At 69.0% G+C, this 26,498-nt stretch carries 20 protein-coding genes and 7 pseudogenes; 13 read left to right on the top strand and 14 right to left on the bottom strand.

Annotation, left to right across the window (positions count from 1 at the left end):
- Positions 1 to 325 precede the first annotated feature (325 nt).
- Positions 326 to 1,084, top strand: a complete 759-nt coding sequence (locus tag ACRWNP_RS34715) for an NUDIX domain-containing protein (RefSeq protein WP_431968612.1) — start codon at positions 326 to 328, stop codon at positions 1,082 to 1,084.
- A gap of 385 nt (positions 1,085 to 1,469) precedes the next feature.
- On the opposite strand, the gene ACRWNP_RS34720 is transcribed toward ACRWNP_RS34715, so the two are convergent.
- Together ACRWNP_RS34720 and ACRWNP_RS34725 are read right to left on the bottom strand one after the other, a co-directional pair.
- A complete protein-coding gene (locus ACRWNP_RS34720) occupies positions 1,470 to 1,631 on the bottom strand; it encodes a sterol carrier protein domain-containing protein (RefSeq protein ID WP_431968614.1) in 162 nt (53 codons plus the stop codon).
- Positions 1,628 to 2,056, bottom strand: coding sequence for a hypothetical protein (locus ACRWNP_RS34725; RefSeq protein ID WP_431968616.1), 429 nt, complete (start codon positions 2,054 to 2,056; stop codon positions 1,628 to 1,630). Before ACRWNP_RS34725 ends, ACRWNP_RS34720 begins: the two co-directional genes overlap by 4 nt.
- A 449-nt stretch (positions 2,057 to 2,505) precedes the next feature.
- On the opposite strand from ACRWNP_RS34725, the pseudogene ACRWNP_RS34730 reads away from it, so the two are divergent.
- The 4 genes and pseudogenes from ACRWNP_RS34730 to ACRWNP_RS34745 all read left to right on the top strand — a co-directional run bounded on the left by ACRWNP_RS34730 (position 2,506) and on the right by ACRWNP_RS34745 (position 7,326).
- Positions 2,506 to 3,797, top strand: a pseudogene (locus ACRWNP_RS34730) (IS1380 family transposase).
- 263 nt (positions 3,798 to 4,060) lie between these two features.
- A complete protein-coding gene (locus tag ACRWNP_RS34735) occupies positions 4,061 to 4,609 on the top strand; it encodes a SpoIIE family protein phosphatase (RefSeq protein WP_431968618.1) in 549 nt (182 codons plus the stop codon).
- 189 nt (positions 4,610 to 4,798) lie between these two features.
- Positions 4,799 to 5,599 (top strand): SDR family NAD(P)-dependent oxidoreductase, encoded by an 801-nt coding sequence (locus tag ACRWNP_RS34740; RefSeq protein ID WP_431968620.1) that lies wholly within the window; start codon positions 4,799 to 4,801, stop codon positions 5,597 to 5,599.
- Positions 5,600 to 5,901: 302 nt separating this feature from the next.
- Positions 5,902 to 7,326 carry an FAD-binding oxidoreductase gene (locus ACRWNP_RS34745; protein WP_431968622.1) on the top strand — a complete coding sequence of 475 codons (1,425 nt, stop codon included), beginning with the start codon at positions 5,902 to 5,904 and terminating at the stop codon, positions 7,324 to 7,326.
- On the opposite strand, the pseudogene ACRWNP_RS34750 reads toward ACRWNP_RS34745, so the two are convergent.
- Together ACRWNP_RS34750 and ACRWNP_RS34755 are read right to left on the bottom strand one after the other, a co-directional pair.
- Positions 7,289 to 8,269 (bottom strand): annotated as a pseudogene (locus ACRWNP_RS34750) (IS5 family transposase). The gene ACRWNP_RS34745 and the pseudogene ACRWNP_RS34750 overlap by 38 nt on opposite strands.
- Before the next feature lie 55 nt (positions 8,270 to 8,324).
- A pseudogene (locus ACRWNP_RS34755) lies at positions 8,325 to 8,722 on the bottom strand (helix-turn-helix domain-containing protein); the annotation flags it as partial.
- Between the two features lie 213 nt (positions 8,723 to 8,935).
- On the opposite strand from ACRWNP_RS34755, the pseudogene ACRWNP_RS34760 reads away from it, so the two are divergent.
- Positions 8,936 to 9,468, top strand: a pseudogene (locus tag ACRWNP_RS34760) (transposase); the annotation flags it as partial.
- A gap of 31 nt (positions 9,469 to 9,499) precedes the next feature.
- Here the strand turns inward: ACRWNP_RS34760 and ACRWNP_RS34765 are convergent.
- The 5 genes and pseudogenes from ACRWNP_RS34765 to ACRWNP_RS34785 form a co-directional block, all read right to left on the bottom strand.
- Positions 9,500 to 9,987: pseudogene (locus tag ACRWNP_RS34765) on the bottom strand (DinB family protein).
- On the bottom strand, positions 9,984 to 10,481 hold the full coding sequence (locus ACRWNP_RS34770) for an SRPBCC family protein (RefSeq protein WP_431968624.1): 498 nt from the start codon (positions 10,479 to 10,481) through the stop codon (positions 9,984 to 9,986). The pseudogene ACRWNP_RS34765 and the gene ACRWNP_RS34770 overlap by 4 nt, the downstream one beginning before the upstream one ends.
- A gap of 191 nt (positions 10,482 to 10,672) precedes the next feature.
- A pseudogene (locus ACRWNP_RS34775) lies at positions 10,673 to 11,505 on the bottom strand (IS5 family transposase).
- Between the two features lie 342 nt (positions 11,506 to 11,847).
- On the bottom strand, positions 11,848 to 14,262 hold the full coding sequence (locus tag ACRWNP_RS34780; protein WP_431968626.1) for a glycoside hydrolase family 32 protein: 2,415 nt from the start codon (positions 14,260 to 14,262) through the stop codon (positions 11,848 to 11,850).
- Positions 14,263 to 14,382: 120 nt separating this feature from the next.
- Positions 14,383 to 15,411 carry a carbohydrate kinase family protein gene (locus ACRWNP_RS34785; RefSeq protein ID WP_431968628.1) on the bottom strand — a complete coding sequence of 343 codons (1,029 nt, stop codon included), beginning with the start codon at positions 15,409 to 15,411 and terminating at the stop codon, positions 14,383 to 14,385.
- Between the two features lie 263 nt (positions 15,412 to 15,674).
- On the opposite strand from ACRWNP_RS34785, the gene ACRWNP_RS34790 reads away from it, so the two are divergent.
- The 4 genes from ACRWNP_RS34790 to ACRWNP_RS34805 are packed head-to-tail and all read left to right on the top strand — an operon-like array spanning position 15,675 to position 19,672.
- Positions 15,675 to 16,676, top strand: a complete 1,002-nt coding sequence (locus tag ACRWNP_RS34790) for a substrate-binding domain-containing protein (protein WP_431968630.1) — start codon at positions 15,675 to 15,677, stop codon at positions 16,674 to 16,676.
- A 5-nt stretch (positions 16,677 to 16,681) separates the two neighbouring features.
- On the top strand, positions 16,682 to 17,677 hold the full coding sequence (locus ACRWNP_RS34795) for an ABC transporter permease (RefSeq protein WP_431968632.1): 996 nt from the start codon (positions 16,682 to 16,684) through the stop codon (positions 17,675 to 17,677).
- Positions 17,674 to 18,585 carry an ATP-binding cassette domain-containing protein gene (locus tag ACRWNP_RS34800; protein WP_431968634.1) on the top strand — a complete coding sequence of 304 codons (912 nt, stop codon included), beginning with the start codon at positions 17,674 to 17,676 and terminating at the stop codon, positions 18,583 to 18,585. Before ACRWNP_RS34795 ends, ACRWNP_RS34800 begins: the two co-directional genes overlap by 4 nt.
- 49 nt (positions 18,586 to 18,634) lie before the next feature.
- Positions 18,635 to 19,672: a LacI family DNA-binding transcriptional regulator gene (locus ACRWNP_RS34805; RefSeq protein ID WP_431968636.1), complete on the top strand. Its 1,038-nt coding sequence runs from the start codon at positions 18,635 to 18,637 to the stop codon at positions 19,670 to 19,672.
- A gap of 325 nt (positions 19,673 to 19,997) precedes the next feature.
- On the opposite strand, the gene ACRWNP_RS34810 is transcribed toward ACRWNP_RS34805, so the two are convergent.
- The 4 genes and pseudogenes from ACRWNP_RS34810 to ACRWNP_RS34825 all read right to left on the bottom strand — a co-directional run bounded on the left by ACRWNP_RS34810 (position 19,998) and on the right by ACRWNP_RS34825 (position 22,650).
- The gene (locus ACRWNP_RS34810) at positions 19,998 to 20,417 is read right to left on the bottom strand and encodes a hypothetical protein (protein ID WP_431968637.1); all 420 of its coding nucleotides are present in this window, start codon (positions 20,415 to 20,417) and stop codon (positions 19,998 to 20,000) included.
- A 178-nt stretch (positions 20,418 to 20,595) separates the two neighbouring features.
- Positions 20,596 to 21,191, bottom strand: a pseudogene (locus tag ACRWNP_RS34815) (ISL3 family transposase); the annotation flags it as partial.
- A gap of 149 nt (positions 21,192 to 21,340) precedes the next feature.
- The gene (cynS, locus tag ACRWNP_RS34820) at positions 21,341 to 21,811 is read right to left on the bottom strand and encodes a cyanase (protein ID WP_431968639.1); all 471 of its coding nucleotides are present in this window, start codon (positions 21,809 to 21,811) and stop codon (positions 21,341 to 21,343) included.
- Positions 21,812 to 22,032: 221 nt separating this feature from the next.
- Positions 22,033 to 22,650, bottom strand: a complete 618-nt coding sequence (locus tag ACRWNP_RS34825) for a carbonic anhydrase (RefSeq protein ID WP_431968641.1) — start codon at positions 22,648 to 22,650, stop codon at positions 22,033 to 22,035.
- 125 nt (positions 22,651 to 22,775) lie between these two features.
- Between ACRWNP_RS34825 and cynR the strand changes: the two genes are divergently transcribed.
- Positions 22,776 to 23,756: a transcriptional regulator CynR gene (cynR, locus tag ACRWNP_RS34830; protein ID WP_431968642.1), complete on the top strand. Its 981-nt coding sequence runs from the start codon at positions 22,776 to 22,778 to the stop codon at positions 23,754 to 23,756.
- Between the two features lie 36 nt (positions 23,757 to 23,792).
- Here cynR and ACRWNP_RS34835 read toward each other — a convergent pair whose 3' ends face one another.
- Positions 23,793 to 24,014 (bottom strand): hypothetical protein, encoded by a 222-nt coding sequence (locus tag ACRWNP_RS34835; protein WP_431968644.1) that lies wholly within the window; start codon positions 24,012 to 24,014, stop codon positions 23,793 to 23,795.
- A gap of 603 nt (positions 24,015 to 24,617) precedes the next feature.
- Between ACRWNP_RS34835 and ACRWNP_RS34840 the strand changes: the two genes are divergently transcribed.
- Entirely contained in the window at positions 24,618 to 25,031 is a 414-nt protein-coding gene (locus ACRWNP_RS34840; protein WP_431968646.1) for a hypothetical protein, read from the top strand.
- A 136-nt stretch (positions 25,032 to 25,167) separates the two neighbouring features.
- Positions 25,168 to 25,884, top strand: coding sequence for a hypothetical protein (locus ACRWNP_RS34845; protein WP_431968648.1), 717 nt, complete (start codon positions 25,168 to 25,170; stop codon positions 25,882 to 25,884).
- Positions 25,885 to 26,498 lie beyond the last annotated feature (614 nt).

Genomic DNA, 26,498 nt, shown 5'->3' on the forward strand with positions numbered 1-26,498 from the left:
AATGGCCTCCATTTACGCCGAGAAGCGCGCCGACCACACCTCCCGCGCGCTCCCCAACACTCCGAACGCTACGGACGGGTGATCGCCTACACCATCACAAGGGACACCATCGACGTGTCCCCCGCTGACTCAGCCGTAACCGGCGAGTCAGAGGCTGCCGGCACAAGCGAGTGACGCCTGCTGCCGCCCCAGCGCTCCCGCCAGCCCGGATCCCCGCACGGCGTCGTACCCCTCTGATCTTTCACCGTATTGGGGAAGAATGAGATGTTAAGCCTAGTTGTGCGATGATGAATCGTATGCGACTGTCGGCTCTAGGATGAGTCAGGTGACTGAGCCTCAGTTGCAGGACCCTGGCTTTGAAATCTTCGATGTGCGCGATCTTCGCCTGCTGCAGAGCGCTGCGCCTACGGTGTCGACGGAACACCAGGTGGCCCGGGACCGCGTCTGGGATGCCGCGGTGGTTGCCAATCCGGATCTTTTCGACGGGCCCGTGGTGGCGTGCGCGGGAGTGGAGTGGGACGGCCCTCGACGCCTCGTCTTGACGTGGGCGCAGGTGACGTACCGGCACTACGTCTTGCGTCGCGTGGCGGGTGCCTGTGCGCTTCCCTCGCTGTTCGTGAACGTGGTGCAGCCGACCGACGACGGTCGGATCATGGCGGCGCGGATGTCCTCGTCGACGGCCGCTCCGGGGCGCTGGCAGCTGCCTGGCGGGTCGGTGGAGCCCCCGCAGGAGCACGAGGTCCTCGATGAGGCCGGGCTGCGCCGCAATGGGGCGCGCGAGTTGGTGGAAGAGACGGGCCTGGACACGGCGCCCGGGGATCTTAAGATGTGGGCTGTCACTCGAGGCGAGAACGGCAGCATCGGTGTGGTCTACCTCGCACCACCCAGGCCTGAGGCGGTGCTGCTCGACCGGTTTGAAGCCGTTGATGCCGCGGAGCGGGCCTGTGGGCGGGAGCCGGAGCTGGACCGCGTTGCGCTGGTGAGGTCGGTGGGCGAGCTTGCGGAGTTGTCTGGGCCGCACGCGGACTACCTGGCTCCGATCGTGTGCCGCTATAGCGAGTCGCTACTGCGTCGTGGGGCCTGAAGCGGGAGCTCTTTGTCAGGGAAGTTGCTTTCGGCCTGCTTCTGCTGGCTGCGGGGTGCTACCTGGCGTCAGGAGCACTGCGAGCCGGAGCGCTGAGTGGGCGGTGAGCAGCGGTGCTGCCTGCCGTTCTAAAATTCTGCGGTTCTCTGCTTCAGGCAGCCGGTAGCGTGCAGCCTCGCTCGGGTCGTTCACGCGACACCGTCCAGAATCTCGCGGGCAAGCCACGGTCTTGCGTGCCGTGTCGTCGTTGTGTGGCTCCGAACGACGCATGGCCGTGTCCGTAAGGCATCAGGGCAGGGCGAGTAGGCCGGGCCTGTCCGGGGTGTCGATGTCCCGGATTGGCTCGGCCCTCGCCCTGCGAGCGGTCTCCAGGGGATGGGTGGGATCAGAAGTGGTCCGGCAGCCAGGGCTCGTGGTCGGTCGTGGCGTGGATCAGTGTGGTCAGGGTCTTGGTGGACTGGCTGTGGACGCCGCTGATCTGGGCTGCGGTGACGCTGCGGTATCCGCCGGCGTACCAGCAGGCGAGCTGTCGGCGGGTGAGGGTCACATAGCTGCCGGTGGTCGTGGGGGGAGTTCGGCCTTGCCGCCGGCGATCTGCAGCAGGTAGCGGTCGATGCTGTCGCCGGTGGCGTTCTCGATGCCGATGGGCAGTGCGGCGTCGATGTCGGCGGGCCAGCCGCGTGCGCTGATGGCTGCCGGGATGTCAAGGATGCGGAGCATCCAGGGGTGCCAGGACTGTGCCTGAGCGCGGTGGCGGTGCAGGTTGTGCAGGAGCGTGGGGAGCGGCGGCAGGGCGCCGCGACGGAATTCGATGAGTTCGGCGCGGGTGTTGTGGCGGCCGAGGAAGGCGAGCATGGCGGCCGCGGTGTCCGGGTCGGTGGCCCAGAAGTCGTGGACGGTGAGGTTCATGCCGTGGCGGTCGTCGGCGGTCACCGTCCAGGCGAAGACGGGTACAGGGGCTTCCCAGCCCATGCGGCGGGCGTAGCCGTTGGAGGATGTGGAGATGGTGGAGATGACGGCGCGGCCATGCTCGCCCTCGCCTTCCTCGCCGCCGTCGCCACGAGCTCGGCTCCGCGAAGGTCTCCCGAGGCCAATCGCCCTGCCCGGAGCAGCGGGCCGATCCAGCTGACCGTCCCGGAGATCCGACACCTGCTCGCAGCAATCCTCAGACCGCTGTTGCCCTCACCCGGCCACGTGCTGCACTGGTCGAACTGGCGTAGGCAGCACCAAGCAACCGCCCGACGCAGCCACTACCGACGACGACTCGCGGCACTCACGAAGTCGCACTGGAGTACTAGCCTCGGGCTTTCACGGGGTGAGGCTGTCCGAGGCTTGATCATAACGACGGGAAGTGCTCCTGACCTGCAACGATAGGGCTTGTCGAGAGTCCTGTTGGCTGCAAGGAAAGAAGCACTTCCCAGGTGAAGAAGCGTATCGGGTTCTATCCGCGTGTCCGTGCCGAGGGCGGCGGTCGTGGGGTGGTCTCGCAGGCTGGAGCCGTGCTGCTGGTGGAGACGGTCCGCAAGACCGGCCTTGATCGGGCGATATCGGCGGGGCTGGCGCCGTGGCGGCGGCAGCGGGCGGTGCACGATCCGGGGAAGATCGTGCTGGATGTGGCGCTTGCGGTCGCGCTGGGCGGGGACTGCCTGGCCGATGTGGGCATGCTGCGGGCCGAGCCGGCCGTGTTCGGGCCGGTGGCCTCCGACCCGACGGTCTCCCGGCTGATCGACACCCTCGCCGCAGCCGGGCCGAAAGCGCTGACAGCCATCCGGGCCGCACGGTCCGAGGTCCGTGAACGGGTATGGAGGTTGGCCGGTGATGCGGCCCCGGACCGCGGCGGACAGGTCATCGTGGACCTGGACGGGGTGCTGGTGATCGCGCACTCCGACAAGCAGGACGCGAAGCCGACGTGGAAGAAGTCCTTCGGTCACCACCCGCTGATGGGTTTCGTCGACCACGGCAGTGGCGGCAGCGGAGAACCCGTGGCGGGCTTGCTGCGGCCTGGCAACGCCGGCTCCAACACCGCCGCCGACCACATCGAAGCCGCCCGGCTCGCCCTGGCCCAGCTCCCGAAGACCTACCGGCGCGGACGCCACACGCTCATCCGTACCGACTCCGGGGGCGGGACCCACGAGTTCGTGGCCTGGCTGGCCCAGCGCGGAAGGTGGCTGTCGTACTCGGTCGGTATGACCATCACCGATCCCATCCACCAAGCAGTGCTGCACGTTCCCGCCACCGCATGGACGCCGGCCGTCGAGCCAGGTGGCGAGGTCCGCGACGGCGCCTGGGTCGCCGAACTCGCCGGTGACGCCCGCAAGGGATGGCCGACAGGGATGCGACTGATCGTCCGCAAGGAACGGCCTCACCCCGGCGCCCAATTGCGTATCACCGACGCCGACGGCCTGCGGCTCACCGCGTTCGCCACCGACACCCCCAACGTGCCGATCGCTCAGCTCGAGCTGCGGCACCGCCAGCGCGCGCGAGCCGAGGACCGCATCCGGGCCGCACGGGCCACCGGCCTGCGCAACCTGCCCCTCCACCACACCGCGCAGAACCAGATCTGGCTGGAGATCATCCAGATCGCCCTCGACCTGCTCGCATGGATGCCGATGCTCGACGACGCCACATCCTCCGCCTCGCGACGCACTGGCCCTGGACAGACCTGATCAACCAAGCCCTACAACGGCTCCAAGCCCTGCCGAACCCCGGCTGACCAGCAACGTCCCGTTCCTACGAACAGCACCACCCCGCCCGGAACCGTGGAACCCGGCGCCCACCCGACGCGACAGCCGGGCCGCAGACCTACCCGTGATCGCCCGAACGACCGAAACGGCCCGCCAGAGAATCCGACGGGCCGTCACGAAAGATCGAGGCTAGCCGTAGACCGCGATGTTTCTTTGTCCGCAGAATTGGCCCGGGAATCTGTCACAGAAATGGACCATACTCGGACGCCGCCTCGTGCATAGCGTTGCAGGCGTGTCCCGACCTGCCCCCGGATCACCGCTCGGCCTCGGACTGGTCCGTTTCGAGTCCGTAACTTTGGAACTCGCCGAAGGAAGCGTGCTCGCCCTCTACACCGACGGTCTCATCGAGGCCCGCGACCAGGACATCGGCGCCGGCATGAACCGTTTGCGCGCGGCCCTCGCACGACCCGACCTCACACTGGATGACCTGTGCTCTTCAGCAGTGGACACACTGCGGGCCAAGCCGCCGAGCGACGATGTCACTCTGCTCCTCGCACGGACCCGCTCGCTTAGTGCAGACCAGGTTGCCTCTTGGCAGTTCCCCAGCGACCCCGCCGTCGTCTGCCGTGCCCGAACTCTCGCTACCCGGCAGCTGGCCCAGTGGGGACTGGAACAGCTAGCCGAGTCCACAGAGCTGATCGTCAGCGAACTGGTCACCAACGCCATCATCCACGGCAGCAGCGACCGCAGCGGCGACTGCTCGATCGGCCTACGCCTCACCCGACACGAAATGTTGACCTGCGAAGTTTCCGACGCCAGCCACAGCCACCCGCTTGCGTGACACGCCCATACCACCGACGGCCACGGCCGCGGCCTCTTCCTCGTCACCCAACTGTCCCGCCGATGGGGAACCCGACACATCCGGGACGGCAAAATCATCTGGGCTGATCAACAACTGCCAGCCAGCGCGTGAACCACTTTTGTCGGCAGCAGCATCCGAGCGGCATCCCGGTCTGTCGTGGAGGCCGGCGTGACCAGCACGGCCAGAAAAGAGGAAGACTCCGTGATGGAACAACAGCACATCCGATCCCTTCGTGACCGCGTCGTCATCGTCACCGGAGCCGGTACGGGGATCGGCCGGGCAACGGCGGTCGCTATGGCCGAGGCGGGGGCGCGTGTTCTCGGCGTCGGCCGACGCCAGTCGGCCCTGGACGAAACCGCCGCCATGCACTCCGGCATCGCGACTCTCGCCATCGACGTGTGCTCGGAGCAGGCCCCTGAGCTAATCATTGGTACGGCGATCGATCGGTGGGGACAGGTCGACGTGCTGGTGAACAACGCCGGTGCCACCGCACGTCTGTCGTTCGACGAGGTGACACGCTCGCGCATCACCGACTTGTTCGATCTCAACGTCATCGCACCCACCATGCTCGCCCAGGCAGCGTTGCCTCACCTGCGTCGCAGCAAGGGCTCGATCATCAACGTCTCCAGCACCTACGGCCATCGCCCCCACCCGGGTGGTGCCCACTACGGGGCGACCAAGGCGGCCCTGGAACAGCTGACGCGCACCTGGGCGGTCGAGTTGGCCAAGGACGGTGTCAGGGTGAATGCAATTGCCCCCGGTCCGACCGAGAGCGAGGCTTTGTCAGTGAGCGGGCTCACGCAGGAGGAGGTGATCGCGATCAAGAAGGAGCAGGCATCCAAGATCCCCCTCGGAAGGAGGGGAGAGCCGGAGGAAGTGGCGTCCTGGATCGTCCGCTTTGCGGAACCCACCGCTACATGGCTGACGGGCCAGGTCCTCACGATCGACGGAGGCCTGGAACTCATCTGAATCCACCGTGCCCGACCGCCGCCGCGGCGCCGTGACAGTGAAGGACAACCAGGGCCCTACGGTGTGTTGGGGGGAAGTGGGCTCGCCAGTGGCCTTTCGTTCAGGCCCGACTCTCAAGACCGCCGGCGCCGTCGGCATTCAGCGCTCGGCTACCTCGCACCAGCCGAGTCCGAACAGCAACTGATCACGCCACATACGTTGTCACTCGTGGTGTGTAACCCGGTATCCACTGCCGGGGACCAGCCTCACCGCACGGGTGCCGCCCGCACCCGCACAGCGTCAGATGAAGAAGAGGAATGCCAGTGATCGAGTTGAACCCGGCGAACAAGGCGGCTCCGACCCCGGAGAGCCTCCTGCGGCTCACGGAGGACGTCAAGGGCCCCGTGTTCCTGCCGGGCGAGCCCGGCTACGCCCAGCACATCGACGGCTTCGACCGGGCGGTCGAGCACCGGCCCGCGGTGGTCGTGGCCGTGGCAAACGCCGATGACGTGGTGACCTCGGTCCGCTTCGCCCGCGACCACGGGCTCTGCGTCGCCGTCCAGGCCACCGGGCACGGTGCTTGCCTGCCCGCCGACGAGCGCTCGGTGTACCTGTCCACCCGCGCCATGAACGGCGTCCGGGTGGACCCCGAGCGGCGCACCGCACGGCTCGAGGCCGGTGTGCTGTGGCAGGACGTCATCCCGCTCGCCGCCGAACACGGGCTCGCCCCGCTGAACGGCTCGGCGCCCTTCGTCGGTGCCGTCTCCTACGTGCTGGGCGGCGGCATCGGTGTCCTCTCCCGGCGCTACGGCTATGCCGCCGACCACGTCCGGCGCATCGAGGTGGTCACTGCCGACGGCGAACTCCGCATCACCGACCAGGACGAGAACCCGGACCTGTTCTGGGCGCTGCGCGGCGGCAAGGGCAACTTTGGTGTGGTGACCGCGATCGAGGTCGAACTGATGGAGGTCGCCCGGTTGTACGGCGGCGGCCTGTGGTACCCGGCCGAGTCGGTGCGGGACGTGCTGCACCTGTACCGTACCTGGGTCACCGAGATGCCGGAGGAGATGGCCTCCTCATTCTTCATGCTGGACTGGCCGGACGTGGACGGCGTGCCCGAGGAGCTGCGCGGACGCTTCGCCCTGCACCTGCGGCTGAGTTACCTCGGCGACCCGGCGGAAGGCGAGCGTCTGATCCGGCCGCTGCGCGAGGTGGCGCCGATCCTGCTGGACACGGTCGCCGACATCCCGTACACGCAGGTCGGCACCATCCACAACGACCCGCCGATCTCGGGCTCCTACCACATCAACAACTTCCAGCTCGGCACGCTGGACGAGGACACAGTCGAAGCGATCCTGGGACTGGTCGGACCGGGCACGCAGATCGCGGTCGGCCTGGAGTTCCGCAACCTCGGCGGCGCCCTTGCCCGCCCGCCGCGGGTGCCCAACGCGGTCGCGCACTTCCCCGAGGCGCGCTTCCAGGTGTACTCGGCCGGCGTCCTCGGCATTGGCGAGGACGAGGCGGTGCACGAGGGCCAGGACCGGGTCGTGGCGACGCTAGCGCCTTGGGCGACCGGCACCCGCATGCTCAACTTCATGGCGGGCGTCGCCCACACCGACCCCGCCGACGTGCGGGAGGCTTACACGGCCGAAGCGTACGAGCGTCTGGTCGAGCTGAAGACGGCCTGGGACCCGGGCAACATGTTCCGCTTCAACCACAACATCCCGCCGCGGGCGGCCGGGAACTAGGACTTGTCCGGGCGATCATTGTTCGGAGCCAGATGGCGAGTGCTGCTGCGGTGGCTGTGCCGAGATAGACGTAACCGCGCTTGTCGTAGCGCGTGGCAACGGCCCGGTGCTGCTTGAGCCGGTTGATCGCCCGTTCGATGGTGTTGCGTTTCTTGTCCCGCTCTTCGTCGAAGCCGAGTGGCCGTCCGCCGCGTGAGCCTTTGCGCAGGCGGGCGGCCTGGGCGTCGGTCTTCTCCGGGATGGTGTGCCGGATGCCGCGACGCCGCAGGTATGCGCGGATGGCTTTGTTGCTGTAGGCCTTGTCCGCCGCGAGGCTGTCGGGTTTCTTGCGGGCCTGCCGGGCCCGATCTTGGGAATGCGGATTTTGTCCAGCACCTGCTTGAACTGGGTGCAGTCCGCGCGCTGTCCTGGTGTGACGATCAGGGACAGCGGGCGGCAGCGGCCGTCGGCGCTCAGGTGGAGTTTGCTGGTGAAGCCGCCCCGCGAGCGGCCCAGGCCCTCACGCACCACCTCCACCAGGCGGGCGTGCAGGCTCCGCCACGCCGTCTCGTCCTGGTGTTCTGCCTGATCGGCCCCCTTTGAGGCGGGCGCCGTCGGAGGGTCGGTGCGGGCGCCGGCCGCGTGCTGATGCGCGCGGACGATCGTGGAGTCCACCGCGATGTCCCAGTCGATGTCACCTGCGGCATCGGCCCCGGCCTGGACCTGCTGCAGCAGGTGTTCCCACGTCCCGTCGGCCGACCAACAGTCGGTGCCGTTCGTAGACCGTCTTCCACGGCCCGAACCGTTCTGGCAGGTCACGCCACTGCACCCCGGTCCGCACCCGGTGCAAAATGCCGTCGATCACCTGCCGGTGATCCCGCCACCGGCCACAACGCCGGTTACTGACCGGCAGGAACGGCCGCAGCCGTTCCCACCCCGCATCTGTCAGATCACCCCGTCCCATGCCCACATCAACGACCCGGACAGCGAGTAGTCACATGATCGTCCGGGCAAGTCCTAAAACCCAGCCGGTGCATCAGCCGCGTCGCACCCGAGACGCTGTAGGAGATGTGGAACTTCCTGCCGATCAGCGTGGCCACCTCGCCGCCGTCCACCACCTGGTCCTCCACCCAACCGTGCGCGGCCGGGCCCTCCTCCAGATGTCCAGCGAGCTTCTCCAAACAGCGCGGGGACAGACGGCACCGCGAACCGCTCGGACCACGCGTAGCCAGGGCCCGCGCACCGCCATCCCGCCACAACCGGTGCCACTGATAAGCCGACTTCGTGCTCACCCGCAGGGGCCGGGCCACCTCCAGCGGCTTGATGCCCTGCTCGAACAGCTCGGCCGCCTGCATCCGCACCGACTCACGGCGCAGCCGACCCGCAGCGGTCAGCCCGCCCCATCCGCATATCTCACACAACGAAATACAGCCACCAAGCCGGACCCACCAGGCAGATTACGGAAATCCACCCCTACGAGCCGAAGTCAGCAATTGGCGGCCGGCCCGCTGGAGGGGGCGTGACACAACATGCCGGCTCACAACCCCGCCCGCCGGAGCGGGGCGACATGTGGTGACCGTCGCCCCGGCGCTCGCCACGCACCCGTACGAAGACCACTGCGGCATTGCCAGGCCTCTCCCAGGCCGCCCAGAAGCGCCCCGACCGACTGCCCGCCACCTACCACCGCACCCACGGCGTGCGCTGGTTCCATGGCTGCTACTCGATCGGCGACGACACCCTCTGGGGTGTCAACCGCCGCAGAAAGGGGCCGCCAACACGTTGGCTGCGCTGAAGTCGATCCGTGCCGCCCGGGCCGACGGCGCCCCGATCTACGTGATCTTGGACAACCTGTCCGCCCACAAGGGCGCCGACATCCGCCGCTGGGCCAAGAAACACAAGGTCGAACTGTGTTTCACCCCGACCTACGCCTCCTGGGCGAACCCCATCGAGGCGCACTTCGGACCGCTGAGGCAGTTCACCATCGCCAACTCCAACTACCCCAATCACACCGTGCAGACCCGGGCCCTGCACGCCTACCTGCGCTGGCGCAACGCCAACGCCCGCCACCGCGACGTCCTGGCCGCCGAACGCAAGGAACGCGCCCGCATCCGCAGCGAGAAAGGCATCCGCTGGGGCGGACGCCCCCTCGCCACCGCGGCCTGAAGAACCCGACGCACCTCACCCGGTCACAGAACTATCCGGCGTAGGGGTTGCCGCCGAGCCAAGTGGTGCCGTCGATCAGTTCGCGCACCGCGTCCAAGTGGCCACTGTGGCAAGCGACTTCGGTGACCACGTGGATCAGGATGTGCCGCACGTCAGGCAGCTGCCAGGTCGGCCAGATCTCCACGGGCCAGGCGGCGGGCTCCTGTTCGGGCGCGGCGGCGGCAAGCACGGCGTCTGCACGCGCGATGGCCGCCCGGTAGTCGGCGAAGACCTCGTCGGTGGTCATCCCCTCGGGTACGTACCAGTGCGCCTCCGCGCCTGCCGCGAGCTGTCCGGCACCCCGGCAAACCAGAAGCGTTCGACATCCAGGGTGAGGTGGCGCAGCAGTGCCAGGCAGCTCCAGCCGCTGGGCAGCACCAGCCGCCGCAGATCCTCCTCCGAGAGCCCTTCCAGGACCCCGAGGACGTGCTCGCGCTGACGGTCCAGGGCTCCCTTGAGGACGTCGAGTTCGGCGTTCACCGGGCGGCGCACAGTTCGGCGAGGCGTTCCAGGGTGCCGGCCATCTGCGTCTGCCACCAGGCGCGCCCACCGTCCACTTCCGCGCGTTTGTCCTCCGGCATGCGCGAACCGTCGAAGGTCTCGGTCACGACCGTCGACCCGGCTCCGTCCGGGAGCAGATCGAAGATCCACCGGTGGCCCCACGCGGCCCCGGGCGCGGTGGCGTCAGGGTGCCCGCGACCGGGCCTCGGCTCCCAGCCGATGCGACGGTCCGGCTCGTACGCGACGACGTGGTTGTTCATCTCATAGTCGCCGTATCGCTCGTAGTGCATCCGCATCACGAAGACGTCCCCGACGCCCGAGACCACGGCGTCGGAGACGCCACCGCGCAGCATCCCCGAGCCATCGAGGTCCGGGTGCCGTCCGGGGTCGGCCAGGATCCGGAAGATCTCCTCCGCCGGGGCCCCGACGCGCCGGGACACCACCACCACGGGCTCGCCTGTCGTACTCGTCATCCGCGCGCCTCCGTTAACCGCAGAGCATGAAATCGACTCCGGCCCGGACGCTACACCGAGGGTACGACAACGCCTCGCCGAGGACATACCACAGGCCGCCGGTTGGCGATCAAGGACTGACCCAGCTACCCGGCGAACCTATGCGGTCACATCGTGTTCGGTCCGCAGCAGCCGCAGGAGTTCGCTGACGTTCACTCGGCCAGCTCCACGTCCCGCCAGGTGGTGGTAGGGGTGGCGAGGCGGCGGCGCATGCCGGCGGTGGAGGCCCAGTAGACCCGGGAGGCCGCGTTGTCGGGCCGGTGATCGTAGTCGCGGGCGAGGCGCGGCGCCGGTTCAGCATGAGGGTGCCGTTGACCTGCTCGACCACCCACCGCTTCGGTTGCGGGACGAAGCCCTTGCCTTCGTCGTCGCGGTTGCGTCGGACCACCTCGACGGTGATGTCCTTCACCGCCCCGTGGATGATCACGGCGTCCTTGAAACCCTGGTCGACCAGGACCTTTTCCAGGCGCATCCCGCACCGCTCGGCGGCCTGGTCCACCAGGGAGATGCCGGCCTCGTTGTCGTGCGCGCTCGCGGCCAGGACCACCACACCGATGATCAGGCCCAGCACATCGACGGCGAGCCCACGCTTCCTGCCGGACGCCTTGCGCGTCCAGTCCCGTCGTCTCCCTCGGCACCCCGGCCGCCACGCGGACGGACTGGGTGTCGGTGATCACCAGGGACGGGTCATCTAACCGTCTGGCCCGCTCCCGCACCTGGCAGCGCAAAATCTCATGGATCCGCTGGTCAAGGCCGTCCCCGCGCCACAGGGTGAAGTAGGAGAACACCGCCGACCAGGCCGGGAGGTCGTGCGGCAGGAGCCGCCACTGACAGCCCGTCCGGTTCTGGTGGAGCAGCGCGTTCACGACCTCGCGCAGGTCGCCGGAACCCGGGTCCCCGGTCGCCGACGCGCCACCCGCTCATGCTTCCACGCGGTGACCAGCGGTACGGCGGGCCGTCCGGCCCGCCGCCGGACACCCCCCACGCAAGATTTTCAGTGATCTTCTGCTAGACACTCACATCCTCGCAGATCAGGCGGCACCTTTCTGCTACCGGTCCGTCAGATGACCCAATTCCGCTGATTACCCAGGGTCGGCCGTCAGGGCGGGTGTGGGCGAGGCGTGAACGTCTCCGGGCCCGTGCCGGAGCATGCCGGAGCGGGGTCCGGATTGCCCGTGAAATAGCTTTGATCTGGGCGGAGTTGTCCTGAGGTTACCCTGGGTCGACATCTGGCTGGGGCCAGAGTCTGTCCAACGTTGGAAATACCCGCGGCCGAAGGACCGCCCAGGGACGGGCACATGGGCCTGCCCCGGGGCGGTCCCGTGAGTCAGCCGACGGTCAGGTTCTGCGCCAGGGTGTTGGCCGCGAAGCCGTTCACCCCGAACAGGCCGCTGGTGTACGCGTCGTCGGTCGCATCGATGACGGGATCGGCGCCGTCGCCGAACCAGACCCGGATGCGGGAGCCCTCGGTGCGCACCTTCAGGTGGTAGGTGCGACCCTCGACGATCGGCGTGGCGTACGTCGCGATGTCGCGGCCCGGACGCCACAGCTTGACCATGCCCCCGGTGTCGATGTTCGCCGTGTAGCCCACACCCGAGCCGTCGGCCCGGAAGGTCAGACCGGTCGCGGTGCCGTTCGTGACGGACAGGTCGCCCTCGTAGGTGAAGTCGCCGCCCGTGCGGTCGCTGAGGTAGAAGCCGTCCTGCGACGAACTGCCCCTCAGCCCGGCCGGGGTGACCGTCCAGGTACCGCCGTGAGGTGTCCACCTTCCGGCGGGGAAGGCCGAGAAGCCGCCCGCTCCGGTGTTGAGGTTCTGCACCGTCGCGGCGCCGTTGTAGACGTTCACGCCGAACAGCCCGCCGGAGTACGTGCTGTCGGTGGCGTCGATGACCGGATCGGCGCCGTTGTCCAGCCAGACCCGGATACGGGAGCCCTCGGCCTGCACCTTCACGTGGTAGGTGCGGCCCGCGCTGATGGGTGCCGTCTTGACGGAGATGTCCTTGCCCGGGCGCCACAGCTTGACCACACCGCTGGTGTCGAGCGTCGCCGTGTAACCGGCACCCGAGGCGTCGGCCCGGAAGGTCAGGCCGCCGGCCCGCGCGGTGTCGAGTGTGATGTCGCCCTGGTAGACGGCGTCGCCGCCGCTGCTCGCGCTCATGTAGAAGCCGTCGCCACTGGTGGAGGCACGTTTGCCGCCGCCGACGTCGGTCCATGAGCCGCCCGCGGCGTGCCAGGGGCCCTTCAGGTTGCTCAGCAGGGTGGACTGGGCGGTTCCCCAGCTGGTGTTGAGACGGGTGAAGGTCGCGCTGTCCAGCTTCACCTTCCCGCCGACGGCGAAGAGCCGGATGCCCTGGCTGTCCGCCGCGGAGTCGAAGTCGACGTTGTCGGACAGGGAGTACCGTCCGCCGTCGCCGAATATCTCCAGCTGGCCCCGGTCCACCAGCAATCGCATCGTGACCTTGCCGTTCCTGGGCTTGAGCGACTTCCCCTGCAGGGTCTGCCCGGCCGTGTCGTACGCCACGCTGCGGTCGGCGGTGCCGTCGGAGCGGCTGTGCAGGTCGAAGCCGAACCGCCTCGCCGTAGCGCCCTGCACGTCGAACTGGGCGGCGATCTCGTAGGTGTCGGCCTTGATGCTCCCGAAGAGGTTGCCGCCCTTGGCCGCGTTGATCGTCTCGTTCTTCCAGCTCTTGGTCTCCGACCCGAGCGAGGAGAGTTCGGCGACCGGGGTACGGGTGATCCGCGGCCCGTCCGGGGTGGTCACCAGGCCGAGCGTCACCGGGAACGTCGAGTTGCCCGTCCAGGTGCTGCCGCGGTTGCCGCCCTGCCAGGCCATCTGCACGGTGCGCCCGTCAGGGGTGTTGGTGAACGTCTCGGCGGCGTAGAACGTGCCGCCCGCGTAGGTGGTGCCCAGGTCCATCTGCTGCGGCTGGGTCCAGTCGGTGCGGAAGGTCGTTCCGTCGAACGTGCCGACGACGTACTGGCTGGACGCCGAGGTCAGCACCCACCGCTGCTGCCCGGTCTTGCCGTCCAGGTCCAGCGGGTACATGTCGGGGCACTCGAAGAGCCAGGGTGCCTGGAAGCGGCTGGCGAGGGTCCAGTCCAGGAGATCGGGCGAGGTGTAGATGTTCACGCCATTGCCGCCCTGGTTGGACCAGACGACCATGGCCCAGCGGTGGCGGGCCGTGTCCCAGAACACCTTCGGGTCGCGGCTCTCGTCGGGAATGGTGATCTGCTTGCGGCCCTTGTCGTAGGCCTGGAAGGTCTGGCCGTTGTCGTTGCTGTAGAAGATGCTGACGCCGTCGGTGTTGGAGAACACCACGATCGGGTCGAGTGACCCGGTCCTGAGCCCCGAGGTGTTGTCCTTGTCGACGACGCCGCCGCCGGAGAAGAGCGTGCCGGAGTGCACCCCGGGCTCGAGCGCGATCGGCTTCTGGGTCCAGTGCACCAGATCAGGACTGGTGGCGTGGCCCCAGTGCATGGTGTCCCAGGCCAGGCCGTGCGGATTGTGCTGGTAGAAGAAGTGGTAGAGCCCGTTGGCGTACACCAGGCCGTTGGGGTCGTTCATCCAGCCCGACTGCGAGCTGAAATGGAACTGGCCGCGGAAAGGCTCGCTGTAGGTCGTCGCCGGATACGGGAACTCGGGGTAGTCCCAGACGGTCCCGGCGACCGCGGGTGTGGTCGGCAGGAGCGCGGCCAGGCCCGCGAGCAGGGCGACGACCAGGGCCCCGACTCTTCGACGCATGTGAACCCACTCTCTGGACATCGGTGCTGAGTGTCATCGTTGACACATGTCATCGCTGACATCCGATCGATGTCAGATGATGGGCGCGCTTCGGGGGCGCGTCAACTGCGAAAGCGAGATTCAATTCTGACTGGACGTCATCGAATGGCCGCTGTCCCGGCCGCCGCCACCGGCTGCGACTTCGTGCGCCCACGGCGGGTTGGGACCGGCGACGGCGCAGGTCAGCGCGGCGACGCGGACGGCGTACGCGCAGGCCGCCGCGACCTCGGCCGGTTCGAGCCGGTCGAGCCGGCCGCCCAGCAGGCCGCGCTCGCCGAGGAAGTGGAGCAGCCCCGCGGTGAAGGAGTCGCCGGCGCCCACGGTGTCGACCACCCGAGTCGGCACGCCGGGCACCGAGACGCGCCGTCCGTCGAGTGACGCGAGGGCGCCGTGCGCGCCGCGGGTGACCACGACAAGCCGCGCGCCCGCCGCGTGGAACTCGTCGCAGGCCGCTTCGGCCGCCGTGCCCGGCGCCACAGCGCCGAGGTCGTCCTCGCTCAGCCGCAGGATGTCCGCCACCGCGCACCAGCGGGGCAGTCGCTCGCGGTAGACGTCCGGGTCGACCAGGGCGGGTCTGACGTTGGGGTCGATGCTGACGGTGGCGTGCCTCCGCGCCCTGGTCAGCAGCTCCTCCACGAGTGAGCCGCCCGGCTCGCGGACCAGCGCGAGCGAGCCGGAGTGCACGCAGGCCGTTCCGCTCAGGTCGGCCCGGTCCAGTTCCGCGCGTGTCCACTGCCAGTCCGCGGTGGCCTCGGCGTGGAAGGAGTACGCGGCCTGCCCTCCGGCATCCACGTCGGCGACCGCGAGTGTGCTCGGTTCGGCCGCGGCCGTCGCATGCGACAGGTCCACGCCCGAGGCCAGCAGATGGCCGCGGAACAGCCGGCCGAAGACGTCGCCCGACAGCCGGGCCAGCAGCCGGGTCGGCGTGCCGAGGCGGGCCAGGCCCACAGCGGTGTTGGCGGGGCCTCCGCCGGGGAGGACGCGCAGGCTCAGGCCCTGCTCCGCGCCCCGGGAGGGGCCCTGCCCCGAGGGGCGCGGAGGAGGGGGACCGGGAACGGCGAGGACGTCGGCGACGCACTCTCCCAGCACAGTGACCGGACGCGGCTGCATGCGAGGGTTCCTCCAGGTGGGACGTGGGGCGGGGGTCGGGGCCGCCTCGCGGGCCGGGCAGCGCCCCGTGAGTGACGATCCGTCGTGTTGCCAACTCGTGTTCGACACAAGGCATTGACGTTGCCGGAGCGGGAGTCCATCATCCTCCGCAAGTGGTGTCAACGATGACATGTGTCAACGATGGCACCGACTCCGGCGATGTCTCTCGCCGCCCGCAGCGCTGCACGGCCGTTCCCGCTCACTGCTTACCGTAGGAGTCGCACATGTCCCGTAGAGCCCGTCCGGCCCTCGTCATCGGCGCCGCCGGCCTCGCCCTGTCCCTGGCGGCCTGCGGATCCGGTTCCGGTGGTGGCACGTCTTCCGGGGGCAAGGTCAAGGTCGGCCTGATCACCAAGACCGACACGAATCCCTACTTCGTCAAGATGAAGGAGGGCGCCGAGCAGGCAGCCAAGAGCGAGAACGTCGAACTGACCACAGCCGCAGGCAAGTTCGACGGCGACAACGCCGGGCAGGTCACCGCCCTGGAGAACATGGTCGCCGCCGGCGTCAAGGGCGTGCTGATCACCCCCAACGACTCCAAGGCCATCGTCCCCGCGATCGCGAAGGCCCGCGCCAAGGGTGTGCTGGTCATCGCCCTGGACACCCCGCCGGAGCCGGAGGACGCGGCCGACGCCCTCTTCGCCACCGACAACGTGAAGGCCGGCGAACTCATCGGCGCGTACGCCAAGGCCGCGATGGCCGGCAAGAAGGCGAAGATCGCCACGCTGGACCTCGCCCCCGGCGTGTCGGTGGGCGTGCAGCGGCACGAGGGCTTCGTCAAGGGCTTCGGCGTCGGCGCCTCGGACCCCTCCATCGTCTGCTCCCAGGACACCGGCGGCGACCAGGCCAAGGGCCAGACCGCCATGGAGAACTGCCTGCAGAAGGCGCCGGACATCAACCTCGTCTACGCGATCAACGAGCCCGCGGCGCTCGGCGCCTACACCGCCGTCAAGGCGAAGGGACGCGAGAAGGACGTCATGATCGTCGCCATCGACGGCGGCTGCACCGGCGTGCAGGCGGTCAAGGACGGCAAGATCGCCGCGACTTCGCAGCAGTACCCGCTGAAGATGGCCGCCGACGGTGTCAAGGCGGTCGCCGAGTACGCCAAGAGCGGCAAGAAGACCAGCGGCTACACCGACACCGGCGTCACCCTGATCACCGACAAGCAGCAGGCGGGCACGGAGTCCGAGGACACCGGTTTCGGCCTGCAGAACTGCTGGGGCTGAGCACGGTGACCGTGTCCACCTCGCTCCCCGTGGCCGCGAAGGAGTCGACCGCCCTGCGGCGGCTCCTCACGGCCCCCGCCGCGGGGCCGTTCGCGGCCCTGATCCTCGCCTCGGTCTTCTTCTCCCTGACCACCGACCAGTTCCTGTCCGGCGGCAACTTCTCCCTGATCCTCCAGCAGGTCATGGTCGTCGGAACCCTCGCCATCGGCCAGACGCTCATCATCCTCACCGCCGGGATCGACCTGTCCTGCGGCGCCGTGATGGCCTTCGGTGGCATCCTCATCGCCAAGCTCGCCGTCGAGGGGCCGCTGCCGCCGGTGCTCGCCATCGGTATCGGCATCCTCGCCTGCGGTGTGTTCGGGCTGGTCAACGGGTTGCTGGTCCGGGTCGTGCCGCTGCCGCCGTTCATCGTGACGCTGGGCATGCTCAACGTGGCCTTCGCGCTGACCCACATCTACTCCGCCGAGCAGACGGTCACCGGTCTCCCCGGGCCGCTCACCGCGCTGGGCCGCACCTTCCCGCTCGGCCGGACCGACGTCACCTACGGCTCGCTGGTCACCGTCGCCCTCTTCCTCGGCTTCGCCTACGCGCTGAGCAGCACCGCCTGGGGCCGGCACGTCTACGCCCTCGGCAACAGCGCGGAGAGCGCCCGCCTCAGCGGCATCCGCGTGTCCCGGCTCACCGTCGGCGTCTACACGGTGGCCGGACTCGTCTACGGGATCGCGGCCCTGCTGCTGGTGTCGCGCACCGGGGTCGGCGACCCGCAGGCCGGGCAGACCGACAACCTCGACAGCATCACCGCGGTGGTGCTCGGCGGCACGAGCCTGTTCGGCGGGCGCGGCACCGTGCTCGGCACGTTCGTCGGCGTGCTCATCGTCGGTGTCTTCCGCAACGGCCTGCAGCTGATGGGCGTCTCGTCCGTCTACCAGACACTGGTCACCGGCGTCCTGGTGATCCTCGCGGTCACGGTCGACCAGCTCTCACGAAAGGGCACCCGATGAGCGGCCCCGCCTCCTCCCACGACCCGGCGGCCCGCGACGCGGGTACCGCCCGCCGCCCCGAACCCGAGTCCGCAAAGGAGACCGCCGCGCCGACACCCGTCCTCAGCGCGCGCGGACTGGTCAAGCGCTACGGGCACGTCACCGCGATCGACGAGGCCGACTTCGACCTCATGCCCGGCGAGGTACTCGCCGTCATCGGCGACAACGGCGCGGGCAAGACCAGCCTCATCAAGGCCCTCACCGGCGCACTGGTGCCGGACGCCGGCGAGATCCGGCTGCACGGCAGGCCGATCAGGTTCTCCGGACCGCAGGAGGCACGGGCGCACGGCATCGAGACGGTGTACCAGGACCTCGCCGTCGCCGCGTCCATGGACATCGCCTCCAACATGTTCCTCGGACGGGAGGTCCGCCGTCCGGGCGTGCTCGGGTCGGTGTTCCGCGTGCTCGACAAAAAGGCCATGCGCCGGCAGGCCGCGGCGCACATGGCCGAGCTCAAGGTGGGCGTGGGCTCGCTGACGCAGCCGGTCGAGACGCTCTCCGGCGGCCAGCGGCAGGCCGTGGCGGTCGCCCGGGCCGCCGCCTGGGCCCGCAGTGTCGTCGTCATGGACGAGCCGACGGCCGCCCTGGGCGTCAAGGAGTCCGGGCAGGTGCTCGACCTGATCCGCCGCGTACGGGACAAGGGTGTGCCGGTCATCCTCATCAGCCACAACATGCCGCACGTCTTCGAGATCGCCGACCGCGTCCACGTCCACCGGCTCGGCAGGCGCGAGGCCGTGATCAAGCCGTCGGACTACACCATGGCCGAGGTGGTGGCCATCATGACCGGCGCGCTCACCGTGCGCCCAGACGGCGGTACGGTCGTGGCGGACAGCGACGCGGCCACGGCGGCCGGCGTGCGGGGGATCTGATCCACGTCCCCGGCATCCGCGCACCGAGGCCCTCAGGAAAAGGTGGTTTATGACAGCGGCCCGCAGACCGACCCTCGCCGACGTCGCCCGCGAGGTCGGCGTGAGCGCCAAAACGGTCTCCCGGGTCCTCAATGAGGACGGCCCCAGTTCCCCCGAGACCAGGAAGCGGGTACTGGCGGCCGTCGCGAAACTCGGCTTCCAGCCGAACCTGATGGCCAGGAGTATGCGGGTCGGCGGGCCCGACACCACCGTCGGCCTGGTGGTGCCCGACCTCGGCAACCCGTTCTTCGGCGCCGTCGCGGGCGGCATCGAGGACGCGGTGCACAGCCGGGGGCTCACCTTGCTGATGGGTTCGTCGGACGACGACCCGGAGCGGGAGCTCGCGCTGATCCGGACGTTCCTGGCCCGCCGCGTCAGCGTGCTCATGGTCGCGCCGGCGGTGGGCGCGGACCACTCCCACCTCAAGGCGCAGCGGGCCGCCGGGCTGCCGGTCGTCTTCCTGGACCGTCCCGGCAACGGGCTCACCACCGACACCGTGGTGAGCTCCAACCGAGCCGGCACTCAGGAGGGCGTCACCCACCTGATCGCCGGGGGGCACCGCAGGATCGGGTTCATCGGCGACCTGCCGTCCCGCCTCTACACGCGCCGCGAGCGGCTCGCCGGTTACCGCGCGGCCCTCGCCGACGCGGGCCTGCCCCACGACCGGGCGCTGGTCGTCGACGCCCACGACCCGGCGGGAGCCGCCGAGGCCACGGCCCGGCTGCTCGCCCTGCCCGACCCGCCCACCGCGCTGCTGTCGGGCAACAACGTCATGACCATCGGTGTCCTGTCGGAGCTCTCCCGCAGCCGCCGCAAGGACGTCGCCGTGGTCGCCTTCGACGACGTACCCATGGCCTCCATCCTGGAACCCGCGCTGACCGTGGTCGCCCAGAACCCGGTCGCCATGGGCGAGCTGGCCGGTGCCACCGCCATCGAGCGCCTGGAGGGCGACCGCTCCCGCGCCCGTACCCTCATGGTCGACACACGTCTCGTGGCCCGCGGCTCGGGCGAACTCCCCGCCCCCGGCCGCGTCGCCACCGGCCGGTAGACCGGAGGGATCGGTTCGGCGCCTCCAGGACGGCCTGGACCGCCCCCCATAGGCGGTGTCGTGGAGTTCGGGGTCCAAGACGGTGGGCAGGGCCAGGCCCTGGTGGACCGCGACGAACTCCCGGGCGAGAACGGCGGTCGGCAGGTCCTGCGGCGGCTCGCCGCGTTGCGGCGCGGCCTGGGCCGACAGGAAATATGGCGAACGTACGGCCGCCGCCACCGCCGTTTCCCGTGGCCGGTGTACTACAGGCTCAGCAGGGCCTGTTCAACAGACTCGGTCAGCGCCGGGTGGATGTACAGCACCTCGCGGCCGACCTGGTCCACCGTCAGCCCAGCGTCATCGCCCGGATCAGCGGCTGGACGAGCGTCGCGGCCTGGGGGCCGATGATGTGAGCGCCGAGGACCGTACGGTCGGCGGGATCCGCCAGCACTTTCACGAAGCCGGCGGTGTCCTCCAGCGCCCATCCGTACGCGGTGTCCGCGTAGTCCCGGACGCTCACCAGGCACGCGATCCCGCGGCGGCGTGCCTCCTGTTCGGTCAGCCCGACGCTCGCGATCTGCGGGCTGATGAAGACCGCGTGCGGCGCGACCCTGTTGGACAGCGTGCGCAGATCCTCCGCGTGGAGCAGGTTGTGCCGCACCAGCCGTGCCTCGGCATTGGCCATGTGCTTGAGCTGGAAGTGGTTCACCGCGTCGCCGAAGGCCCAGACCCCCGGTACGGACGTGCGGTGGGCGCTGTCGGTCACGATGTGGCCGTGCCCGTCGAGTTCCCGCCGGCGGCCGCGTCGAGCCCCGCGGCATCGCCCCGACCGATCCGGTGGCCCTCACCAGGGCGATCGGTCGTGCCGCCCTGGCCGGCCTCCTGCCGAAGAGCCGGCGCTGGCGGCTGAAGGCCCGTGTGCGCAAGCGCAACAGCAAGTACAGTCCTTGGCTGATGTACTTGTACAGGAGGTTGAGGCAGCCCTCGTAGCCGAGGGTCTTGATCTCTTCGAAGAGGTGCTTGACGGGGACGGCGGGGTCCTCGGCCCGGCGTTTGCGCAGGTGCTCGCGGTAGGGGTCGACCGTCCGCCGGCCGGCAACGGGATGCGCAGCAGGGCGCGCAGGGCGGTGTGACGGGACAGGACCACGGCGAGTATCGCCAGCAAACGTGATCCCGCCCGGCCCGCTGACTCTTTGACCACGGCCATGACCTGCCTGGTCAGACGAGCGGTGCGGCGCTGATATCGCTCCAGCACCCCAGGCACCTGTTCGCGAAAGGTGTGGCGGCAGCCTCGCGTGGGACACACCAGACGCCGCACCCACACACGGACCACCACCCGTCGCCAGTCGACCGGAACGTCGGCCACCCTCCGCCAGTGATAGCCGTGCCGTCCCGACGAGGCCCCGCACACCTGGCAGACCGCGGTGTCCAGCGGCGTCCGGGCCCGCACCACGATGCGTTCACCATCGTCGGCCACATCCTCCATGACCAGCGGGCACAGACCCGGAAACACCATCTGCGCAAGCTCGTTGACATCCATCACATTTGAAGGTCAACGATCCTCACCACTCTCCGTCACCACCGGATGTGGGACAGAGCCCAACGAACGGCCCTGTCCCACACTCGGTTGCACCAGGGACGGCTGGCCCTGAGGGCCTATCCGGGCCGCCCTGGCGGGAACCGAGGGGGTCAGAAGGGCTTGGTCGGCAGGTACTTGCCGTCCAGGGTGATCACCGCGCGCTCGCCGCCCTCGGGGTCGGCAACCTTCTTGACGTCCAGCTTGAAGTTGATCGCGGAGATGATGCCGTCGCCGAACTGTTCGTGGATCAGGGCCTTGAGGGTGGTGCCGTAGACCTGGATCATCTCGTAGAAGCGGTAGATCGTCGGGTCGGTGGGGATGCCGCCGGGGATCGAGCCGCGGACCGGGACGGTCTGCAGCAGCATCACCGCATCCTCGTCCAGGCCCAGCAGCCCGGCCACAGCCTCGGCGGACTCCTTCGGCAGCGGGTGCTGGCCGAGGACGGCGGCGGTGGTGAAGGCGACCGACAGGCCGGCAGCGTCGGCGATCTGCTTCCAGGACAGGCCGTTACGAACCTTGGCGTCCACGGCCTGGGCGGCCAGGGCCTGGCGGGCGGCGGAGTCGAACTGGGCGTGCAGCATGACAGGGCTCCAATACTTCTTCGGGGGCCGATCCATACGGGAAGCAGTGGAACGGCAGGGTCTGTGAGAGGTCGCGGGCACCGCGCTAGGGGCGGGACCGCGTCAGCGCCTCGGAACAGGCCGGGCGAAGTTCAGCGGGGTCCGGGCGGTTCGTCCGGGGAGGATTCAGGCGGGGTCCGACGGGCAGTCCGGCAGCCGGGACGGGTTCAGACGGAGGCCGGTCAGGCGGCGAGGACGGTGCTCCCGCCCGTGCCGGTGCCGGTGGACTCAAGGACTTCGACACGCCCGGTGCCGATGTCGAAGACCCAGCCGTGCAGCGTCACCTTGCGCTCCGCAAGCGCCCGGGCGACACAGGGATGGGTGGCCAGGTTCGTCAACTGCGCGTGCACGTTCTGGCGGACCAGAAGGCCGACCTTCTCCCGCCCGGCCGCCAAGCCGGCACTACGGGCCACCGCGGCGTCCGCGTGCCGCAGCCAGTCCGCGACCAGCGGCGCGCCGCTGAGGTCGTGGTCTTCGGCCAGGGCAGTCATCGCGCCGCAGGCGGAGTGCCCGCACACCACGATGCCGCTCACGCCCAGCACCGCGACCGCGTACTCGATACTGGCTGCAACCGCCTCGGCAGCGGGGGCGTACGCGGGGACGAGGTTCCCAGCCGTGCGGATCACGAAGAGCTCACCTGGCTCACCCTGCGTGATCAGCTCTGGTGCGACGCGGGCGTCGGAGCAGCCGATGAAGAGCGTGTGCGGCTCGTGATGTCCGGCGAGGTGAGCGAAGAGGCCGGCCTTCGCCGGGAAAACCTCGCGTTGGAACCGCGCGACGCCCTCGGTGAGGTCCTGCATCAGTCAATCCCTTCGGTAGCGGTCGGCCCCTCGGGGCCCCACACCATCCACCATGCGCGAGCTGCACCTATAGCGTCCAAGACTTGCTATCCATGGTGCCCATCGACGATGTCTATAGTGCTGGTATGGCCGCCCTGGAGCTCCGTCACCTGCGCTACCTGCTAGCCGTCGCCGAACACGGGAACTTCACCCGTGCCGCCGAGGATCTGCACATCTCCCAGCCCACCCTGTCCCAGCAGATCAAACAGCTGGAACGCACCCTGGGCGTGCAGCTGCTCGACCGCACCGGCCGGTCCGTACGGCCCACCGACGCCGGCCAGGCCTATCTCGAGCACGCCCGGCGGGCTCTGCGCGACCTGGCCGCCGCCGAACGCGCCGTCCACGACGTTCAGGACCTCTCCCGCGGCCATCTCCGCCTCGCGGTCACGCCGACCTTCACCGCCTACCTCGTCGGCCCGCTCGTCGCCGAGCTGAACGCCCGCCACCCCAGCATCACCCTGACTGTCACGGAAGCACCCCAGGACCGCATCGAAGCCGGCCTGGCCGACGACGAGATCGACCTCGCCATCGCCTTCACCGCCCCCCGCCAACCCGGCATCGCCGCCACACCCTTGTTCACCGAGACCCTCAGCCTTGTCACCGCGGCACAACAGGCCCCCACCCATCCCCAGCCCCTGCCCGTCAAGGCCCTCGACCGGCAGCACCTGGCCCTGCTCAGCAGCGACTTCGCCACCCGAAGCCACATCGACGCCTACCTCACCCGCCACCGAGCCCACCCACACATCGCCGTCGAAGCCAACTCCATCCAGGCCCTCACCGAAATCGTCCAGCACACCCGATTGGCCACCGTCCTGCCCGAGGCCATCGCCCACGACCACCCACACCTCACCCCCATCCCCCTCGAACCACCGCTCCCCACCCGCACCGTCACCCTCCTCACCCGCCACCACGCCTACCAGAGCGCCGCCGCCCGCACCTTCATCAACATCACCCGCGACCACATCCACACCCGCGACTACGCCCCACCGCCCACACCGACAACAACAGACCTCTCCCAACCACCCCCTTCCCATGAACACGCCCCGGACCACGACTGGTGGCGTTGATCATCTGCCTTTCGGCCGGCCACCCGGCCGTCACGCTCAGCGCTCGTGCTGGTCCCTCATCGTGCGCCTCATGAACTTCTCGGCGCTGTGCGGGGCTTGTCCGCCGCTGCGGTCCATTGGGGACGCGCCGCCGCCGACCTGCTCCAGCAGCACGTCGTGCATGCGGACGAGGTCCGGCTGAAGACAGGCGACGAGGTGATCGGCAAAGGAACGCGGGCTGCAGCACCCCGCGCCGAACGCCATCACCATGGTCGTCATCCCCATCCGCTCCACTGTGGCGCGCAGGCCCGCTGCGCCGGGGTGTCGGGAATCAGCACGGCGTGCATCACCAGGTGCCCCCCGGTCGGCGCCCGGCGGACGAAAGTGCCTTTTCGCAGGCCGACTTGGGTAGTCAACGGCCCACGCCCGGCGGGAGGCATCCCGAGCCACTGCGGGTCGGGTCGCCGTGCGGCCCGCTTGCCTATCCGACGAGGGCAACGTTGTGCATGCGGGCGATGCCGAGCATCGCGTGGTGAACACCGTCTCCCTTGAGCCGCCACCGCGGTGAAGCCCCCTACCGTCTCAGCCCTGCCCTCCTTCGGCCCGAAGAGGATGCCGCCGGACGCCCGCACCAGAGGCACCCAGCCCTGCGCCGTCTGCTGCTCGACCTTGGCGGTCAGGGTGACCAGGCCGAAGCTGACGTAGCCGGTTCGACGCTCTGGGTGATTACCGCGACCACGTCGGGTGAATGAGGTAGGCGACCCAGTCCGCATCCGGGGTTCTCGTGGGCGAGCATGCGCTTGCCCTACTCAAATTAGGAGCATATGCTCTCATTAACTATCAGGTAGCCGGCCCCTGGTCGGCCGACGAGGGAGGCGTGGCGTGGCACGTTCCGAGCGCAGCGAGGCAGAGGGCCAGAACTTGACCTATTACCCGTGGTGGCTGGATAACCTGGCAGACGACGTCACCCTGGAGGGTGCGGCGATGAACGGTACGGCTCACGGGGCGGACGCGGTGCGCGCCATCGTGGTCAAGGCCCGCGAGCTGTATGAGTTTCAGGACTTCAGCTTCGCTGACGACTTCGGCGACGACGGCTTCCTGGAGATCTATGAGTCCGCGGTTCAGGGCGAGGCCGTGAAGGTTGTGGTCACGGTCACGTCCAACGCCGAGGGGGAGGCCCAAAGCCTCGCGGTGCTCCACCGGCCGCGGCATGCGCTGCTGCTCTTCTCGCGTTTGATGCACGAGCAGTTCGCCGGTACTCCGCTCGCCGAGCATTTCCTGTCCGACGAGTCCTGACCAGCGATCGTGGGGTAAACCCGGCCTCTTCCTCTGCGGGCGGCTCCGCTGCACCGGGACCACCCTCCGGCACTCGCCCAGCCATTCCAGGCATCAGCCGACTCGGGATTCACAAGGTACCCAGGAGACGTCCACCATGAATGATCTCGTCAGTTCTGTCATCCAGGCGCACGGTGGCCTCGCGCGCTTCCACCAGTTCAGCTCGGCCACACTGCACCTCCGTGTCGGGGGCTCACTGTGGCGACTGAAGGGGCAGGAGGGAATTCTGAGCCGATCGGCCGTCCGGCTCGACCTGCATCGACAGCATGCCAGCCACCATCCCTTCACGGCGCCCCACCTGCGGACATCCTTTACCCCGCAGCGAGTGGCTCTCGAGACCGTCGCGGGGGAAGCGACGGCGGAGCGACTCGACCCTCGTGCCTCCTTTCCGACCGACGTGCGGGCTGCATGGGATGACCTGCACGTCGCCTACTTCGCCGGATACGCGATGTGGACGTACCTCACGTCCCCGTTTACGTTCGCCTCGCCAGGGTTCACGGCCGTGGAACTCTCTCCTGTCACTGAGGAGGGGGAGACCTGGAGGCGCCTGAAGGTCACCTTCCCCGACCACATTGCGACACATTGCCGAGAGCAGGTCTTCTACTTCGACTCGAACGGGCTGCTGCGCAGGCATGATTACACGCCCGAGGTGATCATGGCCGGGCCTGCGGCACACTACGTCGCCGAGTACAGGGAGTTCGACGGGATCATGGTACCGACCCGGCGGCGCGTCTACCGGCGCGGACAGGACGGCACGGTCTCCCGCGACGCGGAACTCGTCACCATCGACATCGAGAGCGCCCTGTTCATCTGACACGACACCGCCGTCTCGCAGTGCTTTTGCCTGTACCAGGGGCTCACGCATGCCGGTGGTCCGGACGCGTGACGCCGGTTGCCCATGGACATGCGGTTTCCGTACGCGCCGCGGGGCGGCTTCCCAGTCCGTGTGCCTGCCCCGTCCTGACCGCGCGCGTCATCGGCTCTGCCCTTCATCGGCCGGCGCCGCCCGGACCGGGCACCATTGTTCGGACTCTCCGTGGTGCTGCCGAGGCCTCGATCGTCACATGGTGAGCAGGCTGCTCGCCTCGACCCGCGACCCGCGAAAGGCCCCGTCGGAACGGGAGGGCCCGGGACCTCCGGGGGTGTGACGTCATATCCATCATGACAGGTCAGCGCGGGTTTTCGTAGGACGAACGGCACAGCTCCCCGGCCTTGTTCGGCCCGTTCGGGCGCGCCGAGAATCTCCGCTATGAAGCAATGGGGGAGAGTCGATCAAGATGACATCGTGCGGGCACGGAATGTCCTGCTCTCAGCTCAGATGGTGTCCCTTGTGATGGTGTAGGCGATCACCCGTCCGTAGCGTTCGGAGTGTTGGGGAGCGCGCGGGAGGTGTGGTCGGCGCGCTTCTCGGCGTAAATGGAGGCCATG

The sequence above is a fragment of the Actinacidiphila sp. bgisy160 genome, assembly GCF_965342435.1.
In the GTDB taxonomy this organism is placed as follows: Bacteria; Actinomycetota; Actinomycetes; order Streptomycetales; family Streptomycetaceae; genus Actinacidiphila.

Coding starts and splice junctions, on each gene's coding strand:
- ACRWNP_RS34725 (WP_431968616.1), bottom strand. CDS start 2,056: ATGGGCTGGGAAGCCCCTGTACCCGTCTTCGCCTGGACGGTGACCGCC.
- ACRWNP_RS34770 (WP_431968624.1), bottom strand. CDS start 10,481: ATGACGAGTACGACAGGCGAGCCCGTGGTGGTGGTGTCCCGGCGCGTC.
- ACRWNP_RS34780 (WP_431968626.1), bottom strand. CDS start 14,262: ATGCGTCGAAGAGTCGGGGCCCTGGTCGTCGCCCTGCTCGCGGGCCTG.
- ACRWNP_RS34785 (WP_431968628.1), bottom strand. CDS start 15,411: ATGCAGCCGCGTCCGGTCACTGTGCTGGGAGAGTGCGTCGCCGACGTC.
- ACRWNP_RS34790 (WP_431968630.1), top strand. CDS start 15,675: ATGTCCCGTAGAGCCCGTCCGGCCCTCGTCATCGGCGCCGCCGGCCTC.
- ACRWNP_RS34800 (WP_431968634.1), top strand. CDS start 17,674: ATGAGCGGCCCCGCCTCCTCCCACGACCCGGCGGCCCGCGACGCGGGT.
- ACRWNP_RS34805 (WP_431968636.1), top strand. CDS start 18,635: ATGACAGCGGCCCGCAGACCGACCCTCGCCGACGTCGCCCGCGAGGTC.
- cynS (WP_431968639.1), bottom strand. CDS start 21,811: ATGCTGCACGCCCAGTTCGACTCCGCCGCCCGCCAGGCCCTGGCCGCC.
- ACRWNP_RS34825 (WP_431968641.1), bottom strand. CDS start 22,650: ATGCAGGACCTCACCGAGGGCGTCGCGCGGTTCCAACGCGAGGTTTTC.
- cynR (WP_431968642.1), top strand. CDS start 22,776: ATGGCCGCCCTGGAGCTCCGTCACCTGCGCTACCTGCTAGCCGTCGCC.
- ACRWNP_RS34835 (WP_431968644.1), bottom strand. CDS start 24,014: ATGACGACCATGGTGATGGCGTTCGGCGCGGGGTGCTGCAGCCCGCGT.
- ACRWNP_RS34845 (WP_431968648.1), top strand. CDS start 25,168: ATGAATGATCTCGTCAGTTCTGTCATCCAGGCGCACGGTGGCCTCGCG.